Source organism: Enorma timonensis (assembly GCF_000321165.1).
In the GTDB taxonomy this organism is placed as follows: domain Bacteria; phylum Actinomycetota; class Coriobacteriia; order Coriobacteriales; family Coriobacteriaceae; genus Enorma.
Map to the genome: position 1 here is coordinate 1 of NZ_CAPF01000107.1, position 1,520 is coordinate 1,520.

General features: G+C 75.3%; 1 protein-coding gene. It reads right to left on the reverse strand.

Annotation, left to right across the window (positions count from 1 at the left end):
* Window positions 1-27: 27 nt before the first annotated feature.
* Complete coding sequence (locus BN423_RS10950; RefSeq protein ID WP_081588367.1) at window positions 28-1,491, reverse strand: IS3 family transposase; 1,464 nt, start codon at window positions 1,489-1,491, stop codon at window positions 28-30.
* Window positions 1,492-1,520: the final 29 nt, after the last annotated feature.

Here is a 1,520-nt window from a genome sequence, read left to right on the forward strand (position 1 = left end):
GGGAGTGCGGCGGCCACCTTGGACCGCCTACGTCGCGTAGCCGAGGCGCCCCCTGCGCCCGGCGATCGTATCGTACACCGTCCGCCCGCCCTCGCGGAAGGCCTTGAGGCGCCCGGTCGCGTACCACCTGAGGTACCCGTCGAGCTCCTCCTCGAACGCCGCGAGCGAGGCGCCCGACCAGTCCCTGCCGTAGAAGAACTCCTCCTTGAGCGTCCCGAAGAAGCCCTCGGCCCGGGCGTTGTCCTGGCAGCAGGCCTTGCGGGACATCGACCTGGCCGCCCCGCGCTCCCCGGCGATCGCCTTCCAGGACGCCGAGCGGTAGGTCGCCCCGCCGTCGGTGTGGACGGTCGGCGCCGACCCCGCGGGCAGGCCGTCGAGGTAGGCGCGCAGGGAGCCGTCGCAGAGCGCGGAGTCCGGGTGCCGCGAGATCGACCACGCCGCCGGCGCCCCGTCGAAGCAGTCGATGACGGGCGAGAGGTAGACCTTCCCGGCCGGGATCGAGAACTCGGTGACGTCGGTCACCGCGAGCTCCCCGGGCGCAGGGGCGGAGAAGTCGTGCGCCAGCCGGAAGTCCTCGCCGGCGGCGCGGCGGGCGGCCGCGCGCTCCCTGGGCGCGTTCGCCGGGCGGTCGTCGGTCTCGCCCGCGTAGGAGCTCCACGGCCTGCCCGCCCTCGGCCTCCTGCCGCTGATCCCCGCCGCGCGCATCGCCCGGCGCACCTCGAGCTGGGAGACCCCCTCCGGCGGGAGGCCGTCGGCCCCCGACCTCACGGACGCCCAGACGCGCCTGTAGCCGTAGGTGCGCCCGCTCGCCTCCCAGGCGCGGCGGACGCGGCGGGCGGTGCGCTCCGAGCGCTCACCCCTCGCCTCGTTCGCGCGCCTGGCGTACTCGTATGAGCTCTTCGATATCCTCAACAGGGTCAGCACGTCCCGGAGCCGGTACCCGCAGCCCCTCCTCAATCTCTCGCCTAACTCTGCCTTCCGCGAGTTCGAGAGGCTCGCCGGGTCGCCTGCTTTTGGGTCGCGCATCAGCTCCCTGAGCGCGGCGCAGCGCATCCTCTCCTCGGCGAGCTCGGCCTCGAGCTCCGCTATCCTGTCCTCCGCCGGGCCGCCCATGCGCACCGCCCCCCTCCAGGGGGTTCTACCCGCCCCGGCGGCCCTCCTGCACCACGACCGCACCAGCCCGCCGGACGAGACGCCGAGCCTGCGGGCGACGTCCGCGGGGCGCGCCCCGCCCGAGACGAGCCTCACGGCCTCCGCCACCGTCTCCCCCGGGTAGCGCCCGTGCCTGGGCCGCCCCTCCGCCCGGCCCCTCACCTCGCGCCGCGGGACCTCCAGCAGGCCCTCCTCCGCCTGCCTCGCCCAGCGGCGGAGCGTCGAGGCCGAGGGCGACCCGGGCCTCGACCTCGCGAACGCCCCCGGCAGCATCCCGCTCTCCTCGAGGTCCGCGAGGATCCTCCCCCTGTCCTCCCTCGGGTACATCGCCCCTCCCATCCGGCGGTCCAGGATTCCGCCGCGCTTCC